Source organism: Patulibacter americanus DSM 16676, from assembly GCF_000420025.1.
Taxonomy (GTDB): Bacteria; Actinomycetota; Thermoleophilia; order Solirubrobacterales; family Solirubrobacteraceae; genus Patulibacter; species Patulibacter americanus.
Map to the genome: position 1 here is coordinate 244,117 of NZ_ATUD01000003.1, position 24,956 is coordinate 269,072.

Here is a 24,956-nt window from a genome sequence, read left to right on the forward strand (position 1 = left end):
GCTCGTGCGGCCGCTCTACCGGCGCGACACCCGGACGGTACGGCTCGTCACGAGCGCCTTGCCGCCGGACGCGCGGCGGAAGGTGACGCGGACGGTGAGCGTCGCCCGACGCTGGCCGCGCAGGGCGCGGCGCCCGGCCGCGGTGGGCTTGAGCGTGATGGTGGCCCGCCCCGCCGCGGCGAACCGGCGCGTCCCTCGCGCGACCACGACCGTGCGCACCGGCTTGCCGTTGCGACGCACCCGCAGGAGCACCTGCTCGGTGTAGGTGCCCGCCTGGTCCACCGTCACCGTGCGGCGAGCGCCCCTGCCCAGGAGCCTGCCCAGTCCGAGGCGGCGCAGGGTCGCGGCGGCCGCGTTGCGCTGCGCGCGCAGCGCGGCGACCGTTCGGCCGTACGACGGCTTGGCCGGGGTGACCGGCTTCGGGCCGGGCCCCGGGACCGGGGGCTGCGGGTTCGGGACGGGCGGGGGCGTCGGGCCGCCGCCCGCGGGCTTCTCGCCTACCGTCGTGATGACGCGGTGGTAGCCGGTCATGTACGGCGCGCGGTCGTCGCGGACCTCGAGGATCGTGTGGATCGTGTCGCCGGGCTTCGCGTTCTCCGGAACGACGTAGGACGCGTCGAGGGAGGACGCGCCCGCCACCGTCACGTCGCCGTCGTAGGTGCCGGCCTCCCGGTACTGCCACCACCGGGCGACGAGGTCGTCACCGTCCGGGTCCGTGGCCGTGCCGGCGAGCCGGACGGTCTGGCCGGGTGCGGCCTCGACGTTCAGCGGGCCGTCCACCCGCGGCGCGTGGTTCGTCGCCTCGAGGGGATCGACCGTCCACGCGGTGCGCGCCGCGAGGTCGTTCTGGATCGCCTCGGTCCAGCGGGACTGCGGCCAGTGCGGGCTGTGATCGCTCGTCACCGGCGCGCCGATCGCGTGCACCCCGCGCAGCGGCTCGTCGAGCTCCAGGCCGGAGCCGGGCGACGTCATGGTCTCGTTGGCGGCGTGCGCGGCCGTGAGTGCGGGCGTGACCGTCAAGCCGGTGCCGCGCGAGAGCACGGCGGTGCCGCCGGCCACGGCCGCCGGGAGCGGCGCGGTGAGCGTGAGCCCGCTGCCCGAGGCGAAGGGCGTGCCGACGGAGGCCACCGTCGCGGTGAACTGGTCCGCGCCGGTACCGATCGTCAGGACGTCGCCGCTCCTCACGGTCGCAGGGGTCAGGCAGTTGGCGAACTCGATGCAGAAGTTCCCCGTCCGGGCGACCCTCAGGACGGTGTCGCCGGCCGCGGCCGGGGCGGCGGCCGTCGTCTCGAGTCGCGGCGAGCCGACGTCGGTGATGGTCACCGTCTCGCGGTTCTCACCCGTGCCGATCGTCAGCGGCGCGCCCTTGCCGAGCTCCACGGCGCTGCGGCCCGACGCGATGTACGGCACGTTCGTGCTGCCGGCCGCGGCGGGCTCGGGCAGCCGCATCGGTGCGGAGGACCCCGTGCCGGTGCGGACCATGGTCCTGGTCTCGGCGGCGGCGCCCGTGCCGACCGTGACCCGGTCGCCGGCGCGGAACGGGATCGAACCGGTGTGCCCGGCCACGTCGACCCAGGTGAACTTGGCGTCGGTGTCCCCGGCCTTCGCCGCGGCGGCGAGCGTCGCGGTCTCGATGGGCTCCGGCGTGCGGTCGACGGCGCGGTAGCGATCGATGCCGAAGTAGCGCGGGTCGTCGATCCAGAGCCGGTCCCCGACCTTCAGGAAGCGGCCGCCCCAGCCGCCGTTGGCCGGGTCCTCGAGCTGGCGCAGCCCCGTGGGGATGGTGTGCAGGAACGCCGGCGTGTCGCCCTCGGAGAACCAGTCGCCGTCCTGGCACATCGCCGCGGGACGGCAGAGGCTGGTGAAGCCGTTGCCGATGACCGGGTAGTCGCTCATCAGCGGACCGCGCAGGAGGTTCGCCGACACCCAGTCCTTCTGCAGGAGCCTGCGGCCGGCGGGGGCGTTGTAGCCGGGCCAGCTGTAGGCGAACGCCTCGAACTGGTCGCGGTTGATGATCGTGCGGACGTCCGGCCAGGCCTTCGCGAGGTAGTTCCGGTAGGTGCTGTCCTGGTCCTGGATGATGTAGACGACGGCCTTGTCGGAGACCTCGCGGTAGATCTCGTCCCACTGCGGGGTGCCGGCGTACTCGTCGCGGATCGACCGCAGCGCCGCCGCGATCGTGTTGGTCCCGCCCCACGCCTGCAGGTAGACCGGACCGGGCTCGCGGTCGAGCAGGATCTCCTTGATCCACTCCGAGCCCTCCGTGTTCCGGGCCATCTCGGCGCCGCGCGCGATGTTGCCCTGCTTGATGACGCGCAGCAGCGCCTCCGGACGCGGGTAGTGTCGGTCGTGCTGCAGCAGCCGCGGGTGGGCCTCCCGGTAGCCGCGGTCGATGAGCTCGGGGATCCAGTCGGTCCCGTGCCAGCTGTTGGCGGGGATCGGCGGGGTGGCGTCCGGATCGCCCGCCCAGTGCCACTGCGAGGCGGAGCTCACGATGCCCTCGACCTCGAACTCGTTGGCGTAGAGGAGGAAGCGGTGCATCGACGCGATGTCGTCGCCCTCGCCGTCGGTCGTGATGACCACCCGCGGCGCGTCCTGCGCCGCCAGCGCCGGGCGCGAGCCCAGGGCCAGCAGCGCCGCGGTGAGCAGCAGCAATAGCACCAGCCCTGACGCGCATCTGGCGAGCAGTGCGTGCCACTTCGAGGACCCTCGGCTTTCCGGCATCTCTCTCCTGTCCGACCGCTGAGACGTCAGCCAGTCGTCGTGCTGAATATCCAGTCAGGTGCGAATGGCTCTGCATCCAACATATGCAGGATGTGTGCTCTGGGTCAAGTACGGCCCCGTGGCCGGTGTACGCGGAGCCCTTGACAACCCGTTCACACGTCGGGTAGACCTGGCCATCCGCTGCATTCGGAGTTGAATATTCATGCAGCGGCACCGCAGGAACGACCTGGGAGGGTCACCATGCCGCTGTTCAAGCGCGCCGCCGCCGCGGCGCTCGTCACTGCTGCCTGCTTCGCGGGGGCGTCCACGACCGCCGCGTCCGCGAGCGGCTGGCCGGGGGTCCACGGGGACGCGAAGCCGCGGACGATCGTCACCACCGACCCGGAGCTCGACGACCTCAACTCGTTGATCCGGATGCTGCTCTACAGCAACGAGATCCAGATCGAGGGTCTCGTCTACGGCAGCAGCGAGTACCACTGGGCCGGCGACGGCGTGACGCCGCCACACCGGTGGAAGGCCGGCCAGTCGCACGTCGAGGATGCGCTCGACGCGTACGACCAGGTCGACGAGAACCTGCGCCGGCACGACCGGGACTTCCCCACCGCGGACGAGCTGCGGGCGACGTATCGCGTCGGCAACATCGCGCTCGAGGGCGACATGGCCGCGTCGACCCCGGGCTCGAAGCTGATCGCCGACGCCCTGCTCGACCGGCGGCCCGGTCAGGTGTTCCTGCAGGCGTGGGGCGGGACCAACACGATCGCGCGGGCGTTGAAGGACATCGAGGAGCGCTACGCCGGAACGCCGCAGTGGGACGCGATCCGCGAGAAGGTCTCGCGCAAGGCGGTCATCACCCGCTACGGCGCGCAGGACGACACGTACGAGACGTACATCAAGCCGGCGTGGCCGCAGCTCGAGAACCGCGAGGTCGCGACGAGCATCTGGGGCTACGGCGCGCGCCGCGTCATCGGCGCGGCCGACAGCGAGCTCATCGCTCCGGCGTGGACCCGCGCGAACGTCACCTCCGTCGGGCCGCTCGGGGCGCTGTACCGCGTGTGGGGCGACGGGCGGTTCATGGCCGACGGCTTCGACGCCGAGGACTTCTTCGGATTCGACAGCACGAAGCCGGAGAACTCGCGGGAGAACCTGATCGCCCGGGGGTACGACGTGTGGATCGGCCTGCAGCCCCCGGGGTCGTTCATCTCCGAGGGCGACTCGTCGAACTTCGCCCTGCTGATCGACAACGGCCTGCGCAGCTGGGAGCGGCCGGGCAACGGTGGTTGGGGCGGCCGGCAGGTGCGGAACCCGACGAACCCGTACCTCTACAGCTCGGCGACCGGCGAGGCGGGCGACGCGGATCTGAGCACCGGCACCAAGCCGGCGGACTTCCACGCCCTCCGCTGGTGGCGCGCCATCCAGCACGACTTCGCGGCGCGTCTGCGGTGGACGGTCACCCCCGACCGGCGCTCCGCCAACCACGAGCCGGCCGCCCGCGTGCTCGGTCGGCGCGACGTCCGGGTGCGGCCGGGACAGCGCGTGGTGCTGGCCGGCCTCGCGACCGATCCCGACCGCCAGCGGGTGACGTCGTCGTGGTGGCACTACCCGGAGGCCGGCACCTACCCGGGGCGCGTCGACCTGCGTGCCGCCGGCCCCGCCGCGCTGCCGGTGACGACGTTCACGGTGCCGCGGGACGCGACCGCGGGGCAGACGATCCACCTGATCCTCGAGGTGCGCGACACGGGGACACCGTCCATGACGAGCTACCAGCGCGTCGTCGCCACCGTGCGATAGCGCCCGACCACGAACGACATCGAGGAGAGATCTGATGGAGCACCATCCTGTTGTGGGGTCACTGCGCGGTCTGCGACGCCGAGGCGTCGTCTGGCTGGCGCTCATCGCGACGGCGGTCGGCCTGTGGGGGCTCGCCGCGGACGCGCGGGCGGCAGGAGCGGCCGAGGCGCCGTTCCGCACGATCATCACCAGCAACGCCGAGGAGGACGACGTCGCGTCGTTCCACCGGCTGCTGCTGCACATGAACGACATGCGCGACAGCGTGGAGGCGATCGTCTACTCGAGCTCGCGCTTCCACTGGGCGGGTGACCCCACGGCGGATCCGCCGATCGCCGAGCGCGACTGGGCCGGGACCGAGGTGTACTCGGGGATCATCAACGGCACCGGCAGCCCGTTCGGGGCCGGCGGGGGCTACAAGGCCGTGGTCGACAACCTGCGCTGGCACGACCCGCGGTACCCGACGGTCGAGCACATGAACCGCCTGATCAAGGTCGGGAACATCACGAACGTCGGCGAGTACGCGAAGGACACCGAGGGCTCGGACTTCATCAAGCAGGTCCTCCTGGACGACGACCCGCGACCGGTGTTCCTGCAGGCATGGGGTGGGACCAACACGATCGCCGCGGCGCTGCGCTCGATCGAGGACGAGTACGAGGGCACCCCGCAGTGGGAGGCCGTCCGCAAGCGCGTCTCGGCGAAGGCCCGGGTCTACATCGTCCTGGACCAGGACGCGACCTACCGGGAGTACATCGGTCCGAACTGGCCCGACGTGACGGTGATCGTGAACCGCTCGCAGTTCCTGGCCGTGGCGTACGGGGCCTGGCGGTACGGGCCGCGAACGGGTGGGCCGTACGTGCCTCGCCCGATCGAGGACGCCTTCAACAAGGGCCCCTTCATGAGCCGGATCAAGGTCGGGCCGCTCATGTCGAGCTACCCGCAGGCCTCCGACGCCCACATGTTCCCGGCGGAGACGCCGGACGAGTTCCTGTCCGAGGGCGACTCGCCCGCGTACTTCACGCTGCTGCCCAACGGTCTGCGGAGCTGGGAGAGCCCCGCGTTCGGCGGCTGGGGCGGGCGCTTCGTCGAGGCCCGGCAGAACCGCTGGACCGACGAGCCTGCGTACATCGCCGACCCCACCGCCACCACCGATCCGAAGGACCCGACGCGGGTCCGGGACGAGAACCCGTTCGACCCGCAGTACGCGCCCGCGTGGCCCCAGGCGCGATGGATCCAGGCGCTCCAGGAGGAGGTAGCGGCCCGCAGCCAGTGGCAGACGGCCACCCCCAGCGACGCGAACCACCCGCCCGTGGTGACCACCGCCGACGGCAAGGTCGACCTCGAGGCCTCCCCGGGGCAGACGGTGCGGCTGGCCGGAGCGGTCTCCGATCCGGACGGCGACGCGTACGCGACGACCTGGTGGCAGTACCGCGAGGCCGGCACGTACCCCGGGAACGTGGCGATCGCCGATCCCGACGCGCTCGCCACCAGCTTCGTGGTGCCCGGCGACGCCCGGCCGGGGCAGACGATCCACACCATCCTGGAGGTCCGGGACCGGGCGTCGTTCCCCATGACGCGCTACGTGCGGGTCATCACGACCGTGCGGGAGCCGGCCACCTCGGGTCCGCCGACGACCCCGACGGTGCCCGGTACGCCCGGCGGGCCCCCGGCGGGCCCGGTCGGGCCCGGCGCACCGCCCGCCGTCGCCATCGACCGCCGCGTGCGGATCGTGGGCTCCGGCCTGCGGGTGGACCGTCGGCGCCTGGTCAGGCTGCGGATCACCTGCGGGCCGAGCACGCGGTCGCGCTGTCGCGGCGTCGTGCAGCTCCGGGCCGGTGGGAGGGTCATCGCCCGACGCAGCCTCTCCGTCGCCGCCGGCCGCCCGGCGACGGTGAAGCTCCGGATCACCCGCAGCGCCTACCGGCGCCTCGGCAAGGGGGCGCTGCGCGTGACGGCGGTCGTGTCCACGCGCGGCTCCGACGGCGTGCTCCGGCGCGCGCAGGCGCGTCTGCGGCTCCGGCGCTGACGGTCGTGGGGCCCGGCGCGGCGTCGACCGCCGCGCCGGGCCCCGCAGCTTCCGGCGCTCGAGCCGTACCAGATGCGTACCCGGCCGGCCTTTTTAACATCGGCCTTGACAGCGGCTTCCCTGGTCGGATAGACCACCCATGCAGGAGCATTCGGGACTGAATAGATATGCAACGCGGCGAGTGAAGGAGTGGGTGCCATGCGGTTCGGCTCAGGACTGTGGCTTTTCGGCCAGTTCATCGATCGGTACGCGACGGACGCGTACGGTCCGCCGGTCTCGACGATCGAGGCCATCGAGCGGGCGGGCGAGGTCGGCGACCTCGAGGTCCTCGACATCAACTATCCGTTCTCCGATCCGGACATCACGGTGGCGGAGGTCCAGCGGGCCCTCGACGCCCACGGCCTGAGCACCTGGTGCATCACGCCGCACATCTACACCCGGGCGTTCACGGGCGGGGCGTTCACGAACCCCGACCCGGCGGTCCGCAAGCAGGCGCTCGAGCTCTGCGAGCAGGCGGTCGACGTCGCCAAGCAGCTCGGATCCGACACCGTGAAGCTGTGGCCGGGCCAGGACGGCTTCGACTACCCGTTCCAGTCCGACTACGGCCAGCTCTGGCGGCTCGAGCTCGAGGGGGTGTCGACCGTCGCGGCGATGGACTCCGACGTCCGCGTGGCGATCGAGTACAAGGCGAAGGAGCCGCGCAACCACATGTCGTTCTCGAGCGCGGCCCGCACGCTGCTCGGCATCGCGCAGACGGGGCGCGACGACATCGGGGTCGTCGTGGACCTCGGCCACTCGCTGTTCGCCAAGGAGACGCCGGCCGACGTGCTCCAGCTGGTCCACGACCACGACAAGCTCTTCACGATCGAGGTCAACGACAACTGGCGCGAGTGGGACGACGACATGGTCGTCGGTTCCGTGCACCTGGTCGAGACGCTGGAGTTCTTCCTGGGGGTGCGCAAGATCGGGTGGGACAAGCCGATCCTGCTCGACCAGTTCCCCTTCCGCGAGAACCCGGTCGAGGCGGCGAAGACGAGCATCGAGACCATGAAGGCGATCGACCGCACGCTCGACCGGCTCGACGTCGACACGCTGCACACCATCCAGGAGCGCCAGGATCCGCTCGCGGCCCAGCGCCTCATCCGCGACCTGCTGCTCGGCGACGTCCGGGTGACGTCATGAGCACGACCACGAACTCGCCCACCGCGGACGAGCTCCGCTCCCGGGCCGCCTCCATCCGCGGGCGCAACCTGCAGATGGTCCAGGCCGCCGGCCTCGGCCACCCGGGCGGCGACCTGTCGGCCGCCGACATCGTCACGACCCTCTACTTCTCGGTCCTCAACGTGGACCCCGAGAACCCCGAGGCCCCCGGGCGCGACCGGTACATCCAGAGCAAGGGCCACGCCTCGGGCGTCCTCTACACGGCGCTCGCGCAGCGCGGGTTCATCCCCGAGGCGCTGCTGGACGAGTACATGGCCGAGGGCTCGCCGCTCAACGGGCACCCCGACCGCAACAAGGTCGCGGGCGTGGAGACCAACACCGGTCCCCTCGGTCACGGCATGCCGGTCGCGGTCGGCTGCGCGCTGGCCGCCAAGCTCGACGGGGCGTCGTGGCGCACGTACGTGCTCACGGGCGACGGCGAGCTGCAGGAGGGCTCGAACTGGGAGGCGTTCATGTCGGCGGCCCACTACGACCTCGACAACCTCGTCGTGATCGTCGACCGCAACCGCCTGCAGCAGGGCGCGCGGACGGAGGACACGAACGGGCTGGACCCGCTCGACGACAAGCTCGCCGCCTTCGGGTGGGCCGTGCGCGAGATCGACGGGAACTCCGTCGACGAGCTGCTCGACACCTTCGCCGCGGTGCCGTTCGTGCCGGGCAAGCCCAGCGCGATCATCGCCAACACGAAGAAGGGTCGGGGCGTCTCCTTCATGGAGGACCGCGTCGAGTGGCACCACAAGGTCCCCACCCCCGAACAGGTCGAGCAGGCCCTGACGGAGCTGAGCGCATGAGCGACCTCTACGACTGCCGCGAGGCGTTCCAGCGGACCCTCGTCGAGCTGGCCGCGGACGACGAGCGCATCGTCGCCGTCGTCAACGACTCCACCGGCTCGAGCAAGCTCGGGGCCTTCGGCAAGGCCTACCCCGATCGCCTGATCAACGTCGGCATCGCCGAGCAGAACATGGTGGGCGTCGGTGCGGGGCTGGCCAACGGCGGCAAGGTGCCGTTCGTCTCGGCCGCCTCCCCGTTCCTCACGGGGCGGGCGCTGGAGCAGATCAAGGCCGACGTCGCCTACTCGAACACGAACGTCAAGCTCTGCGGCCAGAGCCCGGGCCTGGCGTACGGCGAGCTGGGGCCGACGCACCACTCCATCGAGGACCTCGCCTGGATGCGTGCCATCGCGAACCTGACGGTCGTCGTGCCGGCGGACCCCATCGAGACCGAGCAGGTCATCCGCTGGGCCGCGAGCACGGTGGGGCCGGTGTTCATCCGCATCAGCCGGATGCCCGTGCCGGCGGTCCACGACGACGACTACGTGTTCGAGCCCGGGGTCGCGACCCGCCTGCGCGACGGTTCGGACGTCACCCTCGTGACGTGCGGCGTGCTCGTGTCGCGGGCGCTCGAGGCCGCGGACCGCCTGGCCGAGGAGGGCATCTCCGCGCGGGTGCTCAACGTGCCCACGATCCGCCCCCTCGACCGGGACGCGCTCCTGGCGGCCGCGACCGAGACCGGGGGCATCGTCACCGCCGAGGAGGCGACGGTGCACGGCGGGCTCGGTGGCGCGGTCGCCGAGCTGCTGTCGACGGAGCACCCCACGCCGATGCGGATCCTCGGCGTCCCGGGCGTCTTCGCCCCTACCGGGTCGACGGACGCGCTCCTGACGCGGTTCGGGCTCACCGCCGAGGGGATGGCCGGCGCCGCGCGGGACCTGGTGCAGGCGAGGGTCGCCGCGTGAGCACCGCGATCCTCGCGATCGATCAGGGCACGTCGGGCACCAAGGCCATCCTCGTCGATCCGGCGGGGAACGTCGTCGGGCGGGGCTCGGCCCCGCTCGGCGCGTCGTACCCCCGGCCGGGATGGGTCCAGCAGGACCCGGAGGAGCTGTGGGGCAGCGTCGAGCGCGCCGTGGAGCGGTGCCTCGACGCGGCACCGGGCGTCTCCCCGGTGGCCGTCGCGATCAGCAACCAGCGCGAGTCCGCCGTCGCCTGGCGCCGCTCCGACGGCGCGCCGGTCGGGCCGCTGATCGGCTGGCAGGACGGGCGGACCGCCCCCGTGTGCGACACGCTCGTCGAGGACGGCCACGCCGAGACGATCCGCACCCGCAGCGGCCTCGCCGTGGACCCGATGTTCTCGGCGACGAAGCTGCGCTGGCTGCTCGAACAGGCACCGGACGGGCTCGCCGCGGCCGCCCGCGGCGAGCTGTGCGCCGGGACCGTCGACGCCTGGCTCGTGTGGAAGCTGACCGGCGGCGCCGTCTTCGCGTGCGAGGCGGGCAACGCCTCCCGCACCCAGCTCATGGACCTGCGCACCGTCGCGTGGGACGACGAGCTGCTGCACCTCTTCGGCGTGCCGGCAGCCGTGCTCCCCGAGATCCGACGCTCCGACGCGGGCTTCGGCGTGACCGCAGGCGCCGGCCGCCTGCCGGCCGGCCTGCCGATCGTCGCGATCCTCGCCGATTCCCACGCCGCGCTCTACGCCCACGGCGCCTTCCGCGAGGGCACGGGCAAGGCGACGTTCGGCACCGGATCCTCCGTCATGACCCCCGTCACCGAGCTGCGCGAGACGTCCGGCGACGTCGCCCAGACGCTCGCGTGGCTGACCGACCGGCCGACGTGGGCGCTCGAGGGCAACATCATCGCGTCCGGCGCAGCACTGGACTGGATGGCCGTGACGCTCGGCGTCGGCGACGGTCCGGGGCTCAGCGCGCTGGCCGCCGGCGTGCCGACCTCCGGGGGCGTCCACTTCGTGCCGGCGTTCGCGGGCCTCGGAGCCCCCTACTGGGATCGCGACGCCGTCGGCCTGATCGCGGGCCTGACCCGCGGGACGAGCCGGGGGCAGCTCGCGCTGGCCGGCCTCGAAGCCGTGGCGCACCAGGTCTGCGACGTCCTCGACGCCATGGCCGCCGCGACGGGACGTCCCCTCGACGTGCTCCACGCGGACGGCGGCGCGTCCGCCGAAGCCCTGCTCATGCAGCTGCAGGCCGACCTCGCCGGACACCCCGTCGTGGCGAGCACCGTCGCCGAGATGTCCGCGCTCGGGGCCGCGCACCTGGGCGGTGTCGCGGCGGGACTGTGGAGCACCGACGCGCTCGCCGCCCTCCCGCGCGACGGGACGACGTACCGCCCCCGCACGGACGACACCGGACGGACGTCCCGCCGGGCCGCGTGGCGCACCGCCGTCGCGCGCGCCCGGACCCGAGGGCACGATCCCGCACACCGCGGCCTGGAGGCCGGTTCCCGATGACACCCACGCCGATGTTGAGACTCATGACCCGCGTCGCGCAGCTCTACCACGAGCAGGGACTGCGTCAGGCGGAGATCGCCGACCGGCTCGACCTGTCGCAGTCGCGCGTGTCGCGGCTGCTCCGACAGGCCGAGAAGGAGGGCATCGTCCGCACCACCGTCGCGGTGCCGCAGGGGTTCTACCCCGAGCTCGAGGAGCGGGTGCAGGCCATGTACGGCCTGCGCGAGGTGATCGTCGTCGACGTCTACTCCGATGACGATCAGGCGGTGCTGCGCACCATCGGTGCCGCGGCGGCCGCGTACGTCGAGACGACGGTGCAGGCGGACGAGCTGATCGGCATCTCGTCGTGGAGCGAGACGCTGCTGTCGATGGTCGACAACATGCACCCGCAGCCGCGACCCGCGGCGCAGGGCGTCGTGCAGCTGCTCGGCGGCATGGGCAACCCGGCCGTCGAGAAGCACGCGACGCACCTGACGCGGCGGCTGGCCGAGATGGTCGGAGGGGACGCACGGTTCCTCCCCGCCCCGGGTGTCGCCGGGTCGGCCGCGAGCCGGCTGGCGATGCTGGACGACCCCTTCGTGGGCAACGCGATGGGGTGGATGCGCGAGGTCACGCTCGCGCTCGTCGGGATCGGCGCCCTCGAGCCGTCGAAGCTCCTCGCGGCCTCGGGCAACGTCGTGGGCCCCGAGGAGCAGCGCGAGCTGCAGGAGCTCGGGGCCGTGGGGGACATCTGCCTCCGCTTCTACGACGAGGAGGGAGTGCCCGTGGTCTCCTCGGTCGACGATCGCGTGATCGGGATGGAGCTCGAGCAGCTCAAGGCCCCGCGCCGGTGCGTCGGCCTCGCCGGCGGCCCGCGCAAGTTCGCCGCGATCAAGGCCGCGCTGCGCGGCCGCTACATCAACGTCCTCATCACGGACCGCTACACCGCCGAGCGGCTCGCCGGCGACTGGTCCGGCCTACCGGCGGACGTGCCACAGGAGGTCACCTCATGAGCACCGGTATCGACGCGGGCGACCGCGAAACGACGCAGCGGCGTCGCCTGCCGCTCCGCGCGGTGCTGTGGGGCCTCGCCGCCCTGATCGCCGTCGCGATGGTCCTGGACACCACGTACAAGGACCCGGACGAGAAGCTCGACGCCGGCGGCCGCGCGGCGTTCGACCCGAAGGCCTACGGCGAGCAGAACTACGACGCGAAGGTCGTCCCCGCCCTGCGGAAGAAGGTGGTCCCGTTGACCGAGCTGCTCCCCGCGCTCGAGAAGGACCCGGACGCGGCGGGTGAGCGCTACGGCCACCGCGAGGGCCAGAGCCCGTACAACTTCGTCGTCACCGCCGAGGGCACGGCCGGCAAGGCCGAGAGCGGCCTGATGCCGGTCGAGGTCGACGGCGCCGGCGACGCCACGGTCTCGGTCCAGATCGGCCCGGCGATCAACGGCACGGCGCTGCGCGACGCCTCCGGGATCATCACGTTCAACCAGTTCGTGAACCAGGTCGACTACGCCGACGCGGCGACCGCGCTGAACACCCAGGTCAAGACGAAGACGCTCGCCGGCTTCGACGCCGCCGCGGCCGAGGGCAAGACGGTCTCGTTCACCGGGGCGTTCACGTTCCTGGCCCCGACGTCGGTCACGGTCACGCCGATCGAGCTCGAGGTGACCGGATGAGCGCCGTCACCTCCGCCACGCCGGTCATGCGGGCGCGGGCGATCAACAAGGTGTTCGGGGCGACCCACGCGCTGCGCGGCGTCGACTTCGCGGTCATGCCGGGCCGCGTGACGGTCCTCTTCGGCGAGAACGGTGCCGGCAAGTCGACGCTCATGAAGATCCTGGCGGGGATCGAGCGCCCGACGACCGGGACGCTCGAGCTGTTCGGGGAGCCCGTCGTGCTCTCCGGGCCGCGGGACGCCGCCGACCGCGGCGTGTCGATCATCCACCAGGAGCTCAGCCTGTTCCCCAACCTGAGCATCGCGGACAACCTGTACATGGGCCGCGAGCGCTCCCGCAACGGGTTCACGGTGGACCAGCGGGCGCAGCACGCCCGCACCCGCGAGCTCCTCGAACGGCTCGAGGAGCCGCTCGACCCGAAGACCCCGGTCGGTGTCCTCCGCCTCGGGCAGCAGCAGCTCGTGGAGATCGCCAAGGCGCTGCTGCAGGAGGCGCGGGTCCTGATCATGGACGAGCCGACGTCCGCGCTGAGCGCGCCGGAGGTCGAGGTGCTCTTCCGCGTGATCCGGGAGCTGACGGCCCAGGGGGTCGCGATCATCTACATCTCGCACCACATGGAGGAGGCGCTCGAGATCGCCGACCACGTCGTGGTCCTCCGCGACGGAGGGCTCGTGGCCGAGGCGGAGGCCGACGAGGTCGACGCGGGCTGGGTCGTCGAGCGGATGGTCGGGCGCAGCCAGGACGAGCTGTACACGGCGGCGGAGCCCGAGACGGGCGCCGAGGTCCTGGCGGTCGACGACCTCGTCGTCGCCGACCCGGGCAGCGCCGTGCGCCGGGCGGTCGACGGTGTCTCGCTGCGGCTGCACGCCGGCGAGGTGGTCGCGCTCTACGGGCTCATGGGCGCGGGCCGCACGGAGCTGCTCGAGACCCTCGCCGGCCGGCTTCAGGCCGCGTCCGGCGAGATCCGGCTCGACGGCGAGCAGGTGCCACCCGGTTCCATCGGGGACCGCATCGACCTCGGCCTGACGCTCGTCCCCGAGGATCGCCAGCGGGACGGGCTCGTGCAGACCATGTCGGTCGGGGAGAACATGTCGCTGGCCAGCCTGGGCAACTACGTGCGCCGGCTCCTGGTCTCGCGCGACGCCGAGCGCGAAGCCGTGGAGCGGACGATGAAGGACGTGACGGTCCGCGCGGCCGGCCCGAAGGCGCCCATCGGCTCGCTGAGCGGCGGCAACCAGCAGAAGGTCGTCCTGAGCAAGGCGCTCCTGACGAACCCGCGGGTCCTGTTGCTCGACGAGCCGACGCGCGGGATCGACGTCGGGGCGAAGGCCGAGATCTTCGAGCTCATGGCCGCACAGGCCAAGCGCGGCCTGGTGGTGCTCTTCGCGACCTCCGAGGTCAGCGAGGCGTTGAACGTGCCGGACCGCATCTTGGTCATGGCAAAAGGCCGGATCGTTCGCGAGTTCCGTCGCGGCACGGCGACCAGAGAGGAAGTCATGGTGGCATCGGGGGAGACGGAGCGATGAGCAACGACACGTCCACGACGGCGGGACCGCCGACCGGTTCGGAGGCGGTCCGTGACCTGCCATCGACCTCCGAGGGGCGACGGCTGAAGGTCATCAACCTGGTCCTGGAGCTGCGAGCGTTCATCGCCCTCTTCGTCCTGATCGTCGTCTTCTCGCTGCTGTCGGACGCCTACTTCACGTGGGACAACCTCATCACGATGACGAGGCACGTGGCGATCAACGCGCTGCTGGCCATCGGCATGCTGATGGTGATCCTGAAGGGCGGGATCGACCTCTCGGTCGGCTCGATCGTCGGGCTCGCCGGCGTGGTCGCCGGGGTGCTGCTCGAGGGGCTGCGCGTCGACGTCCTGAACGTCGTGATCTACCCACCGGTGTGGGCCGTCGTGGTGCTCGCCCTGATGGTCGGCGCCGGCGTCGGGTGGATCAACGGCACGCTCGTCAGCCGGTTCAACGTCGCGCCGTTCATCGCGACGCTCGGGATGCTGTATGTCGCCCGTGGCGTGGCGCTGCTGATCTCGGACGGCAAGACCTACCCGAACCTCGGGGGCAGCGAGCAGCTCGGCAACACCGGGTTCGACTGGCTCGGCGGCGGCGAGATCCTCGGGATCCCGGTGTCGATCCTGATCATGGTCCTGTTCGCCGTCGCGGCCATCGTGCTCACGCGCAAGACCGCCTTCGGCCGGTGGATCTACGCCATCGGCGGCAACGAGCGCGCGGCCGAGCTGGCCGGCGTGCCGGTCCGCAAGGCCAAGACGCGCGTCTACATGATCTCCGGGGTCTGCGCCGCCATGGCCGGGCTCATCATCGCCTCGGAGCTCACGTCCGCGGCCCCGCAGGCGGGCGAGACGTTCGAGCTCAACGCGATCGCCGCCGTCGTCATCGGAGGCACGTCGCTGATGGGCGGCCGCGGCAACGTCCGCGGCGCGCTGATCGGTGCGTTCGTCATCGGGTTCCTGGCCGACGGCCTCGTGATCCTCGGCGTCTCCACGTTCTGGCAGATCGTCATCAAGGGCAGCGTGATCATCCTCGCCGTGATCCTCGATCAGAGCCAGCAGCGCATCCAGGGCCGGGCGGCGCAGATGGCCGCCGCCAAGTCCGTGACCCCTTCCGGTCCGGCGCCCGCGAGCGCCTGACCGTCCCCATCACCCCGAATCTCAGTTCCACCGGAGGAGAGACCATGAAGTACTTCAACACGGCGCGGGTCGGGCTGGTCCTGGCGACCGCCGCTGTAGCACTGACGGGCTGCGGCTCGAGCGACGAGGGCTCGTCATCCGAGTCCAAGACCACCGCGGCCAAGGAGGCCGGCGGGCTGATCGCCGTCATCACGCCGCCGGTCGACAACCCGTTCTTCAAGGCTGAGGCGGACGCGGCCGTGGCGAAGGCGAAGGAGCTCGGCTACGAGACCAGCGCCGCCTCGCACGAGGACGACCCGAACAAGCAGAGCGAGCTGATCGACGCCGCCATCTCGCGCAAGGCGAAGGCGATCATCCTCGACAACGCGGGCGCCGACGCCACGATCGGGCCGGTCCGGAAGGCCAAGGAGGCCGGGATCCCGGTGTTCCTCGTCGACCGGGAGATCAACGCCACGGGCATCGCGACGGCCCAGATCGTGGCCAACAACTCCCAGGGCGCGCAGCTCGGCGCCCAGGAGTTCGTGAAGGCCATGGGCGGCAAGGGCAAGTACGTCGAGCTGCTGGGCAAGGAGTCCGACACGAACGCCGGCGTGCGCTCCAAGGGCTACAACGACGTCATCTCGCAGGTTCCGGAGATGAAGAAGGTCGCCGAGCAGTCGGCGAACTGGGACCAGCAGGAGGCCTTCACCAAGATGGAGACCATCCTCCAGCGCAACCGCGACATCGACGGCGTGATCGCCGGCAACGACACGATGGCCCTCGGCGCGGTGGCCGCGATCAAGAAGGCGGGGCTGACGGACAAGATCAAGGTCGCCGGCTTCGACGGCTCGCCCGACGCCGGACAGGCGGTCGAGAAGGGCGAGATGGTCGCGACCGTGCTGCAGCCCGCCGCGCTGATCGCGGAGATGGCGGTCGAGCAGGCCGACCAGTTCATCAAGACGGGCAAGACGGGCAAGCCCGAGAAGCAGGCCATCGACTGCGTCCTCATCAACGAGGAGAACGTCGGCGGCCTCGGCGTCTTCGCCCTCGAGCAGTGATGCGCCCGGAACAGCACGGGGCCGGCGCACATCGCTGCGCGCCGGCCCCGCCGGGGGGCGCACGATGAGCGACGCTCCCCTGACCCGCGACCGCTTCTACTTCACGGTCGCGGCCGTGACGTTCGTCCTCGCGTCGATGCGGGTGACCAACGGCGACGCCGGCGTCGCGGCCGCCCTCGCGGTGATCGGCGTCGTGCTGCTGCTCGCGGGGCTCCGGTCCCGCGAGCGCGGGTGAGCCCGCAGCGCGAACCCCCGCAACGCCACCGATTCCTCGTGAGGAAGGGGTCTGGGGTTTCGAATCCCCGAGAGGGCCCCGGCAGAAGGCCTCCGCGATGCGGGGGCCTTCGTCGTTCTGGGGCTCAGGCCACCGCAGCGCCCTGGAGCGCTCGGAGGCGCCGCGCGTCCTGCCCCGGCGGTGCTCCGAACTGCCGGCGGTACTCGCGACTGAACTGCGAGGCGCTGTCGTAGCCCACGCGGTAGCCGACGGTCGAGACGTCGTCGACGCCCGAGAGCAGCAGCAGGCGCGCTCGCTGCAGGCGGATCTGCTTCTGGAACTGCACGGGCCCGAGGGCCGTCACGGCGCGGAAGCTCCGATGGAACGCCGAGGTGCTCATCCCGCACGAGCGGGCGAGCTCGTCCACGCGGAACGGGCGGTCGGGGTGCTCCGTGATGCGGCGGACGGCCCGGCTCACGTGTACGAGGCTGCTGTCGGTCGTCGCGGCCTGCCGCATCGTCGCGCCCAACGGGCCGGAGAGCAGGCGCCAGAGGATCTCCCGCTCGATCATCGGGGCGAGCACCGCGCGGTCCTCCTCCGGAGCGTCGAGAAGGCGCACCATGCGCACGACGGCGTCGAGGAGCTCGGGCGGGGCGTCGGCCACGCCGAGGCCGAGGGCCACGGGTTCGGGGCGCTTGCGGCGGGGTGCGGTCCGGGCGGCCTCCGCGTCCAGCAGCAGCGTCGCGATGGCCGCCGGGCGCAGGACCAGCCCGAAGCCGAGGGCCGGCTCGTCGTCCGTCGCGTGCGTGTAGTGCCCCGTGATCGGCAGGTCGACCGAGGCGACGAGGTACTGGCCGGGGCCGTACTCGTGGACGGTGTCGCCGAGCGCGAGGCGCTTGCGGCCGCGCGCGATCATCGCCATCACCGTCCCGGTGGTCGACGCCTCGGGCTCCCCGGGGCGCCCGGCGGCCGAGAGCAGCACGCGGTCGATGGCCGTGGTGTCGTCCGACCGCGCGTGCCGGGCGATGAGCGTCCGCAGCTCGTCGAGCAGCGCGGCGCATGCGGGGTCGGGTGGGGGAGGGGCCGACGGCACGCGACGATCGTACAGGTCCTGCGCCGTCATCAAGGGCAGATTGGCGACATTCACTACTGCTCGAAGCAGGATCGTGCATCCATCGGGCAGCTCCGTTCTACCGCAGGGACCCCGTCCGCTGGTTCTCTGGAGGCATGACGACGAACGAGTTCCCCACCACCACGACGACGGCCCCGGCCGACGCCGAATCCGCGGTCCCGCCGACCGTGCTCATCACGGGCTGCTCCTCGGGCTACGGCCTGGAGACGGCGCGTCGCTTCCACGCCCAGGGCTGGCACGTCGTGGCGACGATGCGGACGCCGCGGCCCGGGATCCTGCCCGAGGGCGACCGGATGCGGGTGCTCCCGCTCGACGTGACGGAGCCCGCGTCGATCACCGCCGCGGTGGCCGCGGCGGGGCCGATCGACGTGCTCGTCAACAACGCGGGCGTCGGCGCGATCGGGGCCTTCGAGGCGACGCCCCTGGCCCTGGCCCGCGACGTCTTCGAGACCAACGCGTTCGGCGTCATGGCGACGACGCAGGCCGTGCTGCCCGGGTTCCGCGAGCGACGCTCGGGCACGGTGGTGAACGTGACCTCTAGCGTGACGCTGGCGCGCATGCCCCTCGTCGCCGTCTACACGGCGAGCAAGACGGCGATCGAGGGCTTCACGGCCTCGCTCGCCCTCGAGCTGGAGGAGTTCGGCGTGCGCGCCAAGCTCGTGCAGCCCGGGTACGGCCCGTCGACGAACTTCGGGGCGAACGGGCAGGCGCAGATGGAGGGGCTGATCCCCGAGCCCTACGCGGCGTTCGCGGAGCGCGTCATGGCCGACTTCCGGGCGCCCACCGTCGTCACGACACCCGCGGACGTGGCGGACGCCGTGTGGCGCGCGGCGAACGACGGGACGGGGCAGCTGCGGTGGCCCGCCGGCCCCGACGCGGTCGCGCTGGCGCAGTACCGGTAGCGGGCGGCCGCCCGGCGGCGGCCCCCAGGAACGGCCCCGGCAGCGGCGCCCGAGCGACGCCTCACCGGTCGTCGGCGGCCGGGAGTGACCGGTCGCACGCCCGCCGCACCGGTCGGCGGGCCCCCCGCACCACGCACCGTAGTCCCCCGCACCCCGGGGGTGGCATGGCCGCACGGGCGAGGCGGCAACGCCCCGATGGCCGCCGGGGCGGGCGTTCGTAGGTTGCATGGGCGGGTCCTCCGGGCCCGCCTTCTGCCTTTCTTTCCCGCACGGACGCCCATGCTGCTCGAGCTCGCCCGCTGGCAATTCGCCTTCACGACGGTCATCCACTTCATCTTCGTCCCGCTGACCATCGGGCTGTCCGGGCTCGTCGCCGCGATGCAGACCCAGTGGGTCCGTACAGGCAACGACGAGTACAAGCGGATGACGAAGTTCTGGGGCAAGCTGCTGCTCGTCAACTTCGCGATCGGCATCGCGACCGGCATCGTCCAGGAGTTCCAGTTCGGCATGGCGTGGAGCGCGTACTCGCGCTACGTCGGCGACGTCTTCGGCGCGCCGCTCGCGATGGAGGGCCTCGCCGCCTTCTTCCTCGAGTCGACGTTCCTCGGCCTGTGGATCTTCGGCTGGGACCACCTGCCGAAGAAGATCCACCTCGCGTCGATCTGGCTCGTCTTCATCGGCACGAACCTCTCGGCGTACTTCATCCTCGCCGCGAACGCGTGGATGCAGAACCCGGTCGGCTTCCGGGTCGACCAGGAGTCCGGCAACGCCGTCCTGACGTCGATCTGGGCCGTGCTCTCCAGCCCGACCGCGATCTACGCGTTCCTGCACACCATCCCCGCGGCGATCCTGACCGCGTCGGGCCTCGTCGTCGGCGTGTCGATCTGGCACCTCAGCCGCCGGCCGGGCCACGAGACGTCGTTCTTCCGCCGCTCGACCGCCTGGGGCCTGCGCACCATGCTCGTCACCGCGGTCATCACGATGGGCGTCGGCCACTTCTTCGGGCAGTACATGACGGAGAAGCAGCCCATGAAGATGGCCGCCGCCGAGGCGCTCTACGAGACGGAGAAGGGCGCCGGCTTCTCGCTCATGACGATCGCCCCGCTCGACAAGAAGCCGGACCGCACGACCTTCGAGCTCCACGTCCCCTACCTCACGTCGTTCCTCGCCACGAACGACCCCAACGGCACCGTCCGCGGCATCAACGACCTGCAGGAGGAGAGCCGCGAGAAGTACCGCCAGTACGAGCTCGACCGCGGCCGCGACCCGGAGACGGCCGAGTACTACCCGATCATCGGCCTGACCTACTGGTCCTTCCGCCTGATGATGGGCTTCGGCATCTGGATGGCCGCGTTCGCCGCCGCCGGCCTGCTCATCATGCGCCGCGTCGAGGGCGGCATCGAGGCGATCGCGCCCAAGACCTGGTTCCGCCGCCTCGCCCTCTTCACGCTCGCCGCCGGCTTCCTCGGCCACGCGTTCGGCTGGATCTTCACCGAGGTCGGCCGCCAGCCGTGGGTCGTCACCGGCCTGCTGAAGACGGAGGACGCCGTCTCGAAGCTCGGCGTCGAGACGATGGTCATCTCGCTGTCGGTCTTCGTCGTCCTCTACCTGATCATCAGCGCGATCGAGTTCACGCTCTTCGCCCGCCTGGCGGTGAAGGGGCCCGACCCCTCCGCCGGCGCGTCCGGCCAGGACCCCGACGCGCCCGACGGCGACTCCACCGAGGAGGGCGCCGTCGTGCCCCACTCCACGCCCGCCCTCTCGTACTGACCTCCCGGACGCCCCCTTAAGCTCATGGATCTCCCCACCCTCTGGTTCCTCCTGATCGCCGTCTTCTGGGCCGGCTACCTCGTCCTGGAGGGCTTCGACTTCGGCGTCGGCATGCTGCTCCCCGTCCTCGCGAAGACGCCCGGTGAGCGCGACGCGATGGTCCGCACCTTCGGTCCCGTCTGGGACGGCAACGAGGTCTGGCTGCTCGTCGCCGGCGGCGCCACCTTCGCGGCGTTCCCCAACTGGTACGCGTCGATGTTCAGCGCCCTGTACCTCCCGCTGCTCGTCCTCCTCGTCGCGCTCATCCTGCGCGTGCTCGCGATCGAGTACCGCCGCAAGCACGAGAACGACGAGGTCTGGACGGCCCGCTGGGACCGCGTGCTCGTCGTCTGCTCCGTCCTCGCCCCGGCGATGGTGGCGGCCGCGCTGGCCAACGTCGTCCGCGGCATCGAGATGGACGCCAACTCGGACTACACCGGCAGCCTGCTGGACCTCCTCAGCCCGTACGCGCTGCTCGCCGTCGTCACGGTGCTCGCGCTGTTCCTGCTGCACGGCGCGACGTTCATCGGCATCCGCACGACCGGCGTGCTGCGGGACCGCGCGCGGCACTTCGCCGTCCGAATCTGGATCGTCGCGACGCTCCTGACGGCGGCCTTCGGCCTCTGGACCCTCCTGGGCCAGGGCGAGGATCCCTCGATCGTCGGCGTGCTCGGCGTGGTCCTCGCCGTCGCGGGTCTGCTCTGCAGCGGCGCATCCCTCCTGCGCGGCGCCGAGCGGCTGGCCTTCACGGGCACCGTCGTCACGACCCTGGGCGCCGCGATCCTGATGTTCGCCCAGCTGTGGCCGAACGTCCTGCCGTCCACGGGCGACCCGGCGGGCACCCTGACGATCGCGAACGCCGCGTCCTCGCCCTACTCGCTCAAGGTCATGACGTGGGTGGCGGTCATCATCGCCCCCGTCGTGTTCCTCTACGAAGGCTGGTCGTACTGGGTGTTCCGCGAGCGTGTCGCCTCCGACGCGTTCGAGAAGGCGCAGTCCCCGCTCGACGCGCTGAAGCAGCGCGCCGCCACCGAGTCCTGATGCGCCTGCGCCGCGCCCCGCGCCCCGACGGCGGGCGACCCCGCCGCGGGCGCCCCGACCTCGGGGCGCTCGCGCCGGAGCTGCGGCCGCTCACCCGCCGGACCGCGGCGCTCGGCAGCGCCGCCACGGCGTGCACCCTGGCGCAGGCGCTCCTGCTCGCCCACGCGATCGCGCTCGGGGTGGAGGGCGTGCCGGACACCGGCGCGGCGGTGCTCACCCTCGCCGGGCTCACCGTCGCGGTGCTCCTGCGCGCCACCTTCGGTGCGCTGGCCGAGATCGACGGCCGCCGCACGGGCCACCGCGCCGTCGCCGGCCTGCGCCGGCGCATCGTGCAGACCACGCTCGCCTCGGCGTCCTCCGGCACCGCCCGGCCGGGCGCTCTCGCGGCCACCTCCGTCCACGGCGCCGAGGCCGTCGCCGCCTACGCCGGGCGCTACGTGCCCCAGCGCGTCGTCGGCGCCATCGGGCCCGTGCTCGCGCTGGCCGCCGTCGTCGTCTTCGACCCGCTGTCCGCCGGCCTGCTCGCCTTCGCCGTGCCGATCGCGGTGGTCTTCCTCATCCTCGTCGGGTTCCAGGCCCGCGACGCCGCCGACGAGCGCAACGCCGCGCTCGGCCTGCTGGACGGGCACCTGCTCGACGTGCTGCGCGGCCTGCCCGTGCTCCGCGCGTTCGGGCGCGAGGGGGTGCAGGTCGAGCAGATCCGCGTGGCCGGCGAGCGCTACCGCGGGGGCACGATGGCCGTGCTGCGCGCCGCGTTCCTCTCCGGGTTCGTCCTCGAGTTCGTGGCGATGCTCGGCACCGCGCTCGTCGCCGTCGCGTGCGGCATCCGCCTGGCCGGCGGCCACATGGAGTTCGGTCCGGCCATCGCCGCGCTCGTCCTCGCACCCGAGGTCTTCGCGCCCCTGCGCCGGCTCGGCCAGGAGTACCACGCCGCCGCCGACGCCGAGCCCGTCCTGCGGGAGCTCACCGCCGCCCTCGAGCGCGACGGCCTCGTGCCCGACGGCGTCCCCGGCGGCCCGCGCCCCGACCCCGGCGTCGCCGCGGTCGTGCTGCACGACGTGGCGACCGCCACCACCGACCGCGAGCGGCCCGCCCTCGACGGCCTGGACCTCGAGGTCGCGCCCGGGCGCACGCTCGCCCTGCTCGGCCCGTCGGGCTCGGGCAAGACCACGGCGCTGCGGCTGCTCGCCGGCCTCCGCTCCCCGGACACGGGTGCCGTGACCTGCGGCGACGTGGACCTGCAGGGCGCCGACCTCGCCGCCTGGCGCGCCGGGGTGGCGTGGATCCCGCAGCACCCCGTCCTGCTGCCGGGCACGCTGCGCGACAACGTCCTGCTCGGCGCCGCCGCCGACGACGACGCGGTGACGCGCGCGCTGGCCGAGGTCGGCCTGGACGCGCTGCTCCGCGCGCTCCCCGACGGCCTCGACGCCCGCGTCGGCGACGGCGGCCTGCCGCTCTCCGCCGGCGAGCGGCGCCGCGTCGCGATCGCCCGCGCGATCGTCCGCGACCCGCGCCTCGTCCTCGTCGACGAGCCCACCGCCAACCTCGACGCGGTCACCGCCGCCGAGGTCGTCGAGGCGCTGCGCCGCCTGCTGTCCGGCCGCACCGCCGTCATCTCCACCCACGACGACGCGCCGCTCGCGCTCGCCGACGCCGTCGTCGTGCTGCACGACGGGCGCGCGAGCGCCGACACCACCTTCCCGACCGGAGCCCGCGCATGAGCACCGTCGCCCCCGACCGCACCGCCGCGGAGCGCACCGCCGCCCCGGAGGGGGCCGTCGCCGCCGTCCGCCGCGCGCTGCGCCTGGCCACGCGCGAGGAGCGGCGTCGCCTGGCGACCGCCGCCGGCCTCGGCGCGCTCTCGAGCCTGGCCGGCACCGCCCTCCTCGCGCTCTCGGGCTACCTCATCGCCCGCGCCGCGGAGCAGCCGCCCGTGCTCTCGCTGACGGTCGCGATCGTCTGCGTGCGCGGCTTCGGCATCCTCCGCGCCGTCACCCGCTACGGCGAGCGGCTCGTCGGCCACGACGCCGTGCTGGGCACCCTGGCCCGCCTGCGCGCCTCGACCTTCGCGGCGCTGATCCCGCGCGTGCCCGGCACCGTCGGGGGGCGGTCGAGCGCCGAGATGCTCGACGGGGTCGTCGCCGACGTCGACCGCGTGCAGGACGCGTTCCTGCGCTCGCTCGCGCCGCTCGCCGCCGGGCTCGCCGTCGCCGTGGCCGCCGTCCTGGTCGCCGCGATCGCCCTGCCCGCCGCGGGCGCGATCGTGCTGCTCGTGGCGCTGCTGCTCGGCGTCGTCGTGCCCGCCGTCGCCCAGCGGCTCGGCCGCGGCACCGCGCGGGGGCTCGCGCAGCTCCGCGGCGTCGTCGTGCGCGATGTCGCCACGACGCTCGACGCGGCGCCCGAGATCGTCATGAGCGGCGCGGCGGACCGCCACGCCGCGGCCGTGGCGCGTTCGGGCGACGCCCTCACCGACCTGGACCTGCGCGAGGCGACCCGCGACGCCGTGGTCAACGGGATGACCGTCGCGGTCGCGGGCCTCGGCGTCGTCGGCGTGCTCGCTGTCTCGCTCGCCGCCCGCGCCGACGGCGCCATCGGCCCGACGACCGTGGGCCTGCTCGCGCTCCTGGCGCTCGGCGTGGGGGAGGCCCTGGTCGGCCTGCCGCAGGCCGCCCGCGAGCTGCACTCGAGTGCGGACGCGGTGCGCCGCGTGGAGGAGCTGTCGGGCGCCGCGGAGGACGCGCCGGTCTCCGAGACCGGCGCGGTCCCGACCGACGGCACCGTCGATCTGCGGGGCGTCGCCGTCGTGCGCGGCGGCCGCACCGTCCTCTCGGGGGTCGACCTGCACGTCGCCGCGGGCGAGCGCGTCGCGCTGCGCGGGCCCAGCGGCGTGGGCAAGAGCACGATCGCCGACCTGCTCGTCGGGTTCGTGGCGCCGCAGGAGTGGACGGGCCACGCCCGCGTCGGCGGCGCCGACCTGCGCGCGGTCGACGGCGAGGCGCTGCGCCGCACCGTCCTGCACCTCCCGCAGGACCCCTACCTGTTCGACGCCACGCTGCGGGCCAACCTGCTGCTCGCCCGGCCCGACGCCGCGGACGACGAGCTCGAGGCGGCGCTCGTCGCCGTCGGCGCCGGCCCGTGGCTCGCCGGCCTGCAGGACGGGCTCGACACGCCCCTGGGGGAGCGCGGCGCGCGCTGCTCGGGCGGCGAACGCCAACGGGTCGGCCTGGCCCGTGGCGTCCTCGCCCGCGGCCACCGGCTCGTGCTGCTCGACGAGCCCGCCAGCCACCTGCCGCCGGCCGACGCCGTCGCCGTGCTGCGCGCCGTCATGGACGCCGCCCCGGGCCGCGGCGCGCTGCTCGTCGCCCACCGCGACGAGGAGGCGGCGCTCGCGGACCGCACCGTCCTGCTCCGCGCGCGCGCCGGCGGCTGCGGCGAACCACGCATAGGCGTCGGGTGGGCTCCGGATGACGGCGTCGCCGAAACGGCGTAGCGTCGTGGGGGTC

General features: G+C 72.9%; 19 protein-coding genes. 17 read left to right on the plus strand and 2 right to left on the minus strand.

Features of this window, described 5'->3' with window-relative positions:
- Positions 1 to 15 precede the first annotated feature (15 nt).
- Positions 16 to 2,661, minus strand: a complete 2,646-nt coding sequence (locus tag F593_RS27935; RefSeq protein WP_169449171.1) for a DUF1593 domain-containing protein — start codon at positions 2,659 to 2,661, stop codon at positions 16 to 18.
- 303 nt (positions 2,662 to 2,964) lie between these two features.
- Here F593_RS27935 and F593_RS23340 point away from each other — a divergent pair, with 303 nt between their 5' ends.
- The 12 genes from F593_RS23340 to F593_RS29820 all read left to right on the plus strand — a co-directional run bounded on the left by F593_RS23340 (position 2,965) and on the right by F593_RS29820 (position 16,590).
- Positions 2,965 to 4,512: a DUF1593 domain-containing protein gene (locus F593_RS23340; protein WP_022928163.1), complete on the plus strand. Its 1,548-nt coding sequence runs from the start codon at positions 2,965 to 2,967 to the stop codon at positions 4,510 to 4,512.
- Positions 4,513 to 4,564: 52 nt separating this feature from the next.
- A complete protein-coding gene (locus F593_RS23345; RefSeq protein ID WP_022928164.1) occupies positions 4,565 to 6,535 on the plus strand; it encodes a DUF1593 domain-containing protein in 1,971 nt (656 codons plus the stop codon).
- Positions 6,536 to 6,733: 198 nt separating this feature from the next.
- A complete protein-coding gene (locus tag F593_RS0107620; protein ID WP_022928165.1) occupies positions 6,734 to 7,717 on the plus strand; it encodes a sugar phosphate isomerase/epimerase family protein in 984 nt (327 codons plus the stop codon).
- Positions 7,714 to 8,547, plus strand: a complete 834-nt coding sequence (locus F593_RS0107625) for a transketolase (protein WP_022928166.1) — start codon at positions 7,714 to 7,716, stop codon at positions 8,545 to 8,547. The genes F593_RS0107620 and F593_RS0107625 overlap by 4 nt, the downstream gene beginning before the upstream one ends.
- On the plus strand, positions 8,544 to 9,491 hold the full coding sequence (locus F593_RS0107630) for a transketolase family protein (protein ID WP_022928167.1): 948 nt from the start codon (positions 8,544 to 8,546) through the stop codon (positions 9,489 to 9,491). Before F593_RS0107625 ends, F593_RS0107630 begins: the two co-directional genes overlap by 4 nt.
- Positions 9,488 to 10,999, plus strand: a complete 1,512-nt coding sequence (locus tag F593_RS23350) for an FGGY family carbohydrate kinase (protein ID WP_022928168.1) — start codon at positions 9,488 to 9,490, stop codon at positions 10,997 to 10,999. The genes F593_RS0107630 and F593_RS23350 overlap by 4 nt, the downstream gene beginning before the upstream one ends.
- A gap of 23 nt (positions 11,000 to 11,022) precedes the next feature.
- On the plus strand, positions 11,023 to 11,991 hold the full coding sequence (locus tag F593_RS23355; RefSeq protein ID WP_211216158.1) for a sugar-binding transcriptional regulator: 969 nt from the start codon (positions 11,023 to 11,025) through the stop codon (positions 11,989 to 11,991).
- On the plus strand, positions 11,988 to 12,659 hold the full coding sequence (locus F593_RS0107645) for a DUF2291 family protein (RefSeq protein WP_022928170.1): 672 nt from the start codon (positions 11,988 to 11,990) through the stop codon (positions 12,657 to 12,659). The genes F593_RS23355 and F593_RS0107645 overlap by 4 nt, the downstream gene beginning before the upstream one ends.
- Positions 12,656 to 14,185 (plus strand): sugar ABC transporter ATP-binding protein, encoded by a 1,530-nt coding sequence (locus F593_RS0107650; RefSeq protein ID WP_022928171.1) that lies wholly within the window; start codon positions 12,656 to 12,658, stop codon positions 14,183 to 14,185. Before F593_RS0107645 ends, F593_RS0107650 begins: the two co-directional genes overlap by 4 nt.
- Positions 14,182 to 15,318: an ABC transporter permease gene (locus F593_RS23360; protein WP_022928172.1), complete on the plus strand. Its 1,137-nt coding sequence runs from the start codon at positions 14,182 to 14,184 to the stop codon at positions 15,316 to 15,318. The genes F593_RS0107650 and F593_RS23360 overlap by 4 nt, the downstream gene beginning before the upstream one ends.
- 44 nt (positions 15,319 to 15,362) lie before the next feature.
- A complete protein-coding gene (locus F593_RS0107660; protein WP_022928173.1) occupies positions 15,363 to 16,355 on the plus strand; it encodes a D-ribose ABC transporter substrate-binding protein in 993 nt (330 codons plus the stop codon).
- 64 nt (positions 16,356 to 16,419) lie between these two features.
- Positions 16,420 to 16,590 (plus strand): hypothetical protein, encoded by a 171-nt coding sequence (locus F593_RS29820; RefSeq protein ID WP_022928174.1) that lies wholly within the window; start codon positions 16,420 to 16,422, stop codon positions 16,588 to 16,590.
- 124 nt (positions 16,591 to 16,714) lie between these two features.
- Here F593_RS29820 and F593_RS0107670 read toward each other — a convergent pair whose 3' ends face one another.
- Positions 16,715 to 17,662, minus strand: a complete 948-nt coding sequence (locus F593_RS0107670; protein ID WP_022928175.1) for an AraC family transcriptional regulator — start codon at positions 17,660 to 17,662, stop codon at positions 16,715 to 16,717.
- 134 nt (positions 17,663 to 17,796) lie between these two features.
- On the opposite strand from F593_RS0107670, the gene F593_RS0107675 reads away from it, so the two are divergent.
- From F593_RS0107675 to cydC, 5 genes are all read left to right on the plus strand, one after another.
- Entirely contained in the window at positions 17,797 to 18,603 is an 807-nt protein-coding gene (locus F593_RS0107675; RefSeq protein ID WP_022928176.1) for an SDR family oxidoreductase, read from the plus strand.
- A gap of 279 nt (positions 18,604 to 18,882) precedes the next feature.
- Positions 18,883 to 20,373, plus strand: a complete 1,491-nt coding sequence (locus tag F593_RS23365; protein ID WP_022928177.1) for a cytochrome ubiquinol oxidase subunit I — start codon at positions 18,883 to 18,885, stop codon at positions 20,371 to 20,373.
- Positions 20,374 to 20,397: 24 nt separating this feature from the next.
- Positions 20,398 to 21,453, plus strand: coding sequence for a cytochrome d ubiquinol oxidase subunit II (cydB, locus tag F593_RS0107685; RefSeq protein ID WP_022928178.1), 1,056 nt, complete (start codon positions 20,398 to 20,400; stop codon positions 21,451 to 21,453).
- Entirely contained in the window at positions 21,453 to 23,174 is a 1,722-nt protein-coding gene (gene cydD / locus F593_RS23370) for a thiol reductant ABC exporter subunit CydD (RefSeq protein WP_051160456.1), read from the plus strand. The genes cydB and cydD overlap by 1 nt, the downstream gene beginning before the upstream one ends.
- Positions 23,171 to 24,943, plus strand: a complete 1,773-nt coding sequence (gene cydC, locus F593_RS23375; RefSeq protein WP_051160457.1) for a thiol reductant ABC exporter subunit CydC — start codon at positions 23,171 to 23,173, stop codon at positions 24,941 to 24,943. Before cydD ends, cydC begins: the two co-directional genes overlap by 4 nt.
- Positions 24,944 to 24,956 lie beyond the last annotated feature (13 nt).

Coding starts and splice junctions, on each gene's coding strand:
- cydB (WP_022928178.1), top strand. CDS start 20,398: ATGGATCTCCCCACCCTCTGGTTCCTCCTGATCGCCGTCTTCTGGGCC.
- F593_RS0107620 (WP_022928165.1), top strand. CDS start 6,734: ATGCGGTTCGGCTCAGGACTGTGGCTTTTCGGCCAGTTCATCGATCGG.
- F593_RS23355 (WP_211216158.1), top strand. CDS start 11,023: ATGACCCGCGTCGCGCAGCTCTACCACGAGCAGGGACTGCGTCAGGCG.
- F593_RS23365 (WP_022928177.1), top strand. CDS start 18,883: ATGCTGCTCGAGCTCGCCCGCTGGCAATTCGCCTTCACGACGGTCATC.
- F593_RS0107675 (WP_022928176.1), top strand. CDS start 17,797: ATGACGACGAACGAGTTCCCCACCACCACGACGACGGCCCCGGCCGAC.
- F593_RS23360 (WP_022928172.1), top strand. CDS start 14,182: ATGAGCAACGACACGTCCACGACGGCGGGACCGCCGACCGGTTCGGAG.
- F593_RS0107645 (WP_022928170.1), top strand. CDS start 11,988: ATGAGCACCGGTATCGACGCGGGCGACCGCGAAACGACGCAGCGGCGT.
- F593_RS0107630 (WP_022928167.1), top strand. CDS start 8,544: ATGAGCGACCTCTACGACTGCCGCGAGGCGTTCCAGCGGACCCTCGTC.
- F593_RS0107650 (WP_022928171.1), top strand. CDS start 12,656: ATGAGCGCCGTCACCTCCGCCACGCCGGTCATGCGGGCGCGGGCGATC.
- cydC (WP_051160457.1), top strand. CDS start 23,171: ATGAGCACCGTCGCCCCCGACCGCACCGCCGCGGAGCGCACCGCCGCC.
- cydD (WP_051160456.1), top strand. CDS start 21,453: ATGCGCCTGCGCCGCGCCCCGCGCCCCGACGGCGGGCGACCCCGCCGC.
- F593_RS0107625 (WP_022928166.1), top strand. CDS start 7,714: ATGAGCACGACCACGAACTCGCCCACCGCGGACGAGCTCCGCTCCCGG.
- F593_RS29820 (WP_022928174.1), top strand. CDS start 16,420: ATGAGCGACGCTCCCCTGACCCGCGACCGCTTCTACTTCACGGTCGCG.
- F593_RS23340 (WP_022928163.1), top strand. CDS start 2,965: ATGCCGCTGTTCAAGCGCGCCGCCGCCGCGGCGCTCGTCACTGCTGCC.
- F593_RS0107660 (WP_022928173.1), top strand. CDS start 15,363: ATGAAGTACTTCAACACGGCGCGGGTCGGGCTGGTCCTGGCGACCGCC.